The sequence below is a fragment of the Polaromonas sp. genome (assembly GCF_031411155.1).
Taxonomy (GTDB): Bacteria; Pseudomonadota; Gammaproteobacteria; order Burkholderiales; family Burkholderiaceae_C; genus Polaromonas.
In genome coordinates, this window is record NZ_JANOAL010000041.1 from 1 (window position 1) to 4756 (window position 4756).

General features: G+C 61.6%; 5 protein-coding genes and 1 pseudogene. 5 read left to right on the plus strand and 1 reads right to left on the minus strand.

Annotation, left to right across the window (positions count from 1 at the left end; translation table 11 throughout):
- The 4 genes from RMO23_RS02060 to RMO23_RS02075 all read left to right on the plus strand — a co-directional run.
- On the plus strand, positions 1-511 hold a 511-nt coding region (locus tag RMO23_RS02060), incomplete at its 5' end, for an MltA domain-containing protein (RefSeq protein ID WP_309678436.1).
- 428 nt (positions 512-939) lie between these two features.
- A complete protein-coding gene (locus RMO23_RS02065) occupies positions 940-1314 on the plus strand; it encodes a tetratricopeptide repeat protein (protein ID WP_309678437.1) in 375 nt (124 codons plus the stop codon).
- 413 nt (positions 1315-1727) lie between these two features.
- The gene (locus RMO23_RS02070; protein ID WP_309678438.1) at positions 1728-1964 is read left to right on the plus strand and encodes a hypothetical protein; all 237 of its coding nucleotides are present in this window, start codon (positions 1728-1730) and stop codon (positions 1962-1964) included.
- A gap of 22 nt (positions 1965-1986) precedes the next feature.
- The gene (locus tag RMO23_RS02075; protein ID WP_309678439.1) at positions 1987-2520 is read left to right on the plus strand and encodes a TA system VapC family ribonuclease toxin; all 534 of its coding nucleotides are present in this window, start codon (positions 1987-1989) and stop codon (positions 2518-2520) included.
- 15 nt (positions 2521-2535) lie between these two features.
- Here RMO23_RS02075 and RMO23_RS02080 read toward each other — a convergent pair whose 3' ends face one another.
- Positions 2536-3027, minus strand: coding sequence for an Lrp/AsnC family transcriptional regulator (locus tag RMO23_RS02080; protein WP_309678440.1), 492 nt, complete (start codon positions 3025-3027; stop codon positions 2536-2538).
- 182 nt (positions 3028-3209) lie between these two features.
- Between RMO23_RS02080 and RMO23_RS02085 the strand changes: the two are divergent.
- A pseudogene (locus RMO23_RS02085) lies at positions 3210-4756 on the plus strand (indolepyruvate ferredoxin oxidoreductase family protein); the annotation flags it as partial.

Consider the following 4756-nt stretch of genomic DNA (forward strand, 5'->3'; position numbering starts at 1 on the left):
CCTGAGCGAGCCCGACGGCTCGCAGCGCACCGTGCGCGTGGCCTTTGCCGGCTCCAACGAGCAGCCCTACCGCAGCGTCAACCAGTGGCTGCTGGAGCAGGGCGTGACCAAGATCAACCCCTGGCCCGACGCCACCAAGGCCTGGGTGCGCGACAACCCGCAGCGCGTGCAGCAACTGCTCTGGAGCAACCCGCGCTACATCTTTTTCAAGGAAGAAGCACTCAGCGACTTCGACGCCGCCTTCGGCCCCAAGGGCGCGCAGGGCGTGGCGCTGACGCCGGGCCGCTCGATTGCGGTCGACCCCGGCAGCATTCCCTACGGCACCCCGGTCTGGCTCGCCTCCAGCGGCCGCGCCGCCCATCTGCAAAAGCTGGTGCTGGCCCAAGACACCGGCAGCGCCATCGTCGGCAGCGTGCGCGCCGACTACTTCGCCGGCACCGGCCCGCAAGCCGGCGAACTGGCCGCCCGCGTCAACCAGCCGCTGCGGCTGTGGGTGCTGTGGCCGAAGTGAGGGTGGTGAGGCCTATAACGCTACAAAAACGATAGCTGATGGCGCCCGTTCTTCGTGGGCTGGAAGCCGAAAACACTGCTAAAAAGGGTGCTCAATGCAAAATTGCCCGGCCTGCGACGGGAAACGGCTGACCCTCGAGCCCAGTACAGTCAACCGTCTCGGTACTGAGGCTACAGTGCATGTGCCGAAGGCGCTCGCGCATCGGATCCAGCAGGCGGGTGGATTGCAGCGGAGGATTGCCGGGTTTTGGGGGCAATTCACAACTGAATTTTTACCCAGAATTTTCAACAAATAACAAGGCTGACAGCCCGTTTCAGGAGGATTTGATGCCCAGCTTATGGAGCGACGCCAAACATATGGAGCGGGTCTTGCTCTGGACATTACGTTATGCATCACGAGTTACAGCGACGCACGTCGAGGAAGCATAGATGCAGAAGTCTTCGCTCCAAGCTCTGATCGAGGCAGCCGAAAGTGGCGATACTGATGCGCAAGCTCTACTTGGCACGACTTTTCACGAAGGCAATGGAACAGAACGATCGCCGCCAGATGCCGTCTATTGGTGGCAGCGCGCCGCGTTCAACGGACACGCCGGTGCACAGGCCATGCTCGGCGTTTCCTATCATGTTGGAATTGTCTTCGAGAAAGACATCGTACAAGCCGCTCAGTGGATCATGCGATCGGCGCGCCGAGGTAACGGGTTGGCGATCACGTATTGGGACAGCCTTTCCAAAGAACTCACAGATGAACAATACGAAGAGGCCAAGGTACACGCTCGTCGCCCCCTTGTCAGCAGTGATGCCTAACCCCTCGTCGCTTGGTGGCAAGGCACTGCGAATTTGAGGGTCAGGTCTCCCTGGGAATTTGAGGGTCGGAATTTGAGCGGGAATTTGAGGAATTTGAGGGTCAGGTCTCCCAAATTGCATTTTTCTTCTCTGTCCCATGCTGCGCCCATGAGCATTTGCTGTGCTATGACTTTAATAGCTACAAGTGCTTGAAGCCAATGGGCCAGGCGCAAAATGCCGCTAAAAATGGCCACCAGGGCAAAAATACCCAGCCGGCAAGGCTCGGGCGACCTCAAAACCCCATTTTTGACATCGAATAGCCTTCCAGTCCAACAAATACGCTCTTAGATAGCTATAAATTTAATAGCAATTGAAGAACCCGCAAGCGGGCTTTCTTGCTTGACTTTAAAGCACAAATGCATAAATATGCGTTTATGCGAACCACTTTAGAACTCCCCGACCCGCTGTTCAAGCACCTCAAAGCGCGTGCGGCGCTGGAGGGCTCGAGCTTGCGTGACCTGGTCGTTCGCCTGGTTGAGCGCGGCTTGCAGGCGCCTGAGGTGGCCCAGCCAGCGCCTGCCGCTTTGCCCAGCATCAGTCTGGGCTCGCCCATGCTTCTTGTCGCCGGTAAATTGAGCAACGCCAGCCTGAGCGCGCTGCTGGATGAGTAAGCCGGCGGCCACTGAAACGGGCTTGGCACCCTACGCGCCAGCCAGTTCGCCGGCTCCGCCGCGCGTGAGCGAAGCGGCGGGCCTGCCGTGGCTGGGCGCTGGTTTGCTTTCGGGGGATTTGCCCGACATCAATGTCTGGCTGGCGCTGGCGGTGCAGGAACACCCACAGCATCCGGCCGCCCGGCGCTATTGGGACGGCGTGCAGGCCAAGGCCCTGCCTGAACGCAACCTCTGGTTTTGCCGCGTCACCATGCTGGGCCTGGTGCGCCTGTTGTGCCAGCCCAAGGTGGTGGGCGCTGGCGCGCTCAATCTGACGCAGGCGCTGGCCTTGTACCAGCAGTTTCGGGCCATCCCCGGCGTTGATTTGCTGACCGAGCCGGCTGGCTGTGACCTGGAACTGCAAAAGCTGATCAATGCCAGCGCCTTGTCCGCCAGGCTGTGGACGGATGCCTATCTGGCCGCCGTGGCGCAGTCATCAGGACTGCGGCTGGTCAGTTTTGACCAGGATTTTCTGCGTTTTGGGCTGGAGCGCTGCCTGCTGTTGCCGACGGCCTGAGGGCTGGCGGCATGCTCACGCCCCCTGCGGCCCCTTGGTCAGATGCCCCAGCGGCAGCGCGCTGCTGGCCTTGACCTCGCCCAGCGAAAAACTGGTGTGCAGGTCTTTCACGTTGGGCAGGTTGATCAGGCTTTGCAGGGCGAACTTGCTGAAGGCTTCCAGGTCTTGCGCCACCACCTGCAGCTCAAACGTGCCGGTGCCGCTGATGTAGTGGCAGGCAATGATTTCGGGCAGCTTCTTGATGGCTTCCTCGAGCTGGCGCGTGGCGTCGCCGTTGTTGCGGTCGGCATCGAGCCGGACAAAGGCCAGCACTCCCAGGCCAATCTTGTGGCGGTTGATCTCGGCCCGGTAGCCGGTGATGAAACCGGCTTCTTCGAGCGCCCGCACGCGCCGCCAGCAGGGCGCGGCCGACAGGCCGACGCGCGATGCCAGCTCGGTGTTGGTGAGGCGCGCCTCGCTTTGCAGGGCATTCAGGATGGCGATGTCAAACTTGTCCAAAGTTTCCATATTTGGCTATTTTAAGCAATATCCTTTCTTTGCACCCGCTAAATCAGGCAAAGAAAGCAAAGACATATCATGCCGCCAGGCCTACACTTTGAAGACGCCTAGAGACCTGTCCCTATCCGGGATCGGTGGCGCCTGAACCTGCCCACAAGGCAGCATTACAAACAGTCTGGAGACCGACGACCATGAACGCCCCCCTGCCCGAACACATCCGCAAAGCGCTGGAAACCGTCACGCTGGACGACAAATACGCCCTTGACCGTGGCCGGGCCTTCATGAGCGGGGTGCAGGCGCTGGTACGCCTGCCGATGCTGCAGCGCGAGCGCGACGCGCTGGCCGGCCTGAACACCGCCGGCTTCGTCAGCGGCTACCGCGGCTCGCCCTTGGGTGGCTACGACCAGGCCTTGTGGGCCGCCAAAAAACACCTGGCGGCGCACAACATCGTGTTTCAGCCCGGCGTCAATGAGGAGCTGGGCGCCACCGCCGTCTGGGGCACGCAGCAACTCGACCTTTACCCGCAGAGCAACAAGTTCGATGGCGTGTTTGGCATCTGGTATGGCAAGGGTCCGGGCGTGGACCGCTGCTCAGACGTGTTCAAGCACGCCAACATGGCCGGCACCGCCAAGCACGGCGGCGTGATTGCGATTGCCGGCGACGACCATGTGTCCAAAAGCTCGACCGCGGCGCACCAGAGCGACCACATCTTCAAGGCTTGCGGCCTGCCGGTGTTTTTTCCGTCCAATGTGCAGGACATCCTGGACATGGGGCTGCATGCCTTTGCCATGAGCCGCTTTTCGGGTGTCTGGGCCGGCATGAAAACGATTCAGGAAGTGGTGGAATCGTCAAGCTCGATCTCGGTCGATCCGGACCGCGTGAAGATCATCATTCCCGAAGACTTCCAGATGCCGCCGGGCGGCCTGCATATTCGCTGGCCCGACCCCCCGCTCGAGCAGGAAGCGCGCCTGATGGACTACAAGTGGTATGCCGCGCTGGCCTATATCCGCGCCAACAAGCTCAACTACAACGTGATTGCCGGGCCCAAAGACCGCTTCGGCATCATCGCCAGCGGCAAGGCCTTCAACGACACGCGCCAGGCGCTGGTCGATCTGGGGCTGGACGAAGACACCTGCCACCAGCTCGGCATACGCCTGCACAAGGTCAACGTGGTGTGGCCGCTCGAAGCCACCATCACGCGCGACTTTGCCGAAGGCCTGCAGGAGATTCTGGTGGTCGAAGAAAAACGCCAGGTCATTGAATACCAGCTCAAGGAAGAGCTCTACAACTGGCGCGCCGACGTGCGGCCGAATGTGCTGGGAAAATTCGACGAGCCCGAGGGCGATGCCTCGGGCGGCGAATGGTCGCGCCCCAACCCGAGCGAAAACTGGCTGCTGCGCGCCAAGGCCGACCTGACGCCCGCCATCATCGCCAAGGCGATTGCCAAGCGCCTGAAAAAGCTCGGCGTGCCGGCCGACATCATCGCCCGCATGGAAACCCGGCTGGCGATCATCGACGGGCGCGAACGCGCGATGGCGGCCATCGAGCTCGACACCGGGGAGCGTGCCCCGTGGTTTTGCAGTGGCTGTCCGCACAACACCAGCACCCGCGTGCCCGAAGGCTCGCGCGCGGTGGGCGGCATTGGCTGCCACTACATGGCGACCTGGATGGACCGCTCGACCTCGACCTTTACCCAGATGGGTGGCGAAGGCGTGACCTGGACCGGCCAGTCGGCCTT

Bases quoted from the DNA above. Each gene is read 5' to 3' on its own strand.
- RMO23_RS02065 (WP_309678437.1), top strand. From the start codon at position 940: ATGCAGAAGTCTTCGCTCCAAGCTCTGATCGAGGCAGCCGAAAGTGGC.
- RMO23_RS02070 (WP_309678438.1), top strand. From the start codon at position 1,728: ATGCGAACCACTTTAGAACTCCCCGACCCGCTGTTCAAGCACCTCAAA.
- RMO23_RS02080 (WP_309678440.1), bottom strand. From the start codon at position 3,027: ATGGAAACTTTGGACAAGTTTGACATCGCCATCCTGAATGCCCTGCAA.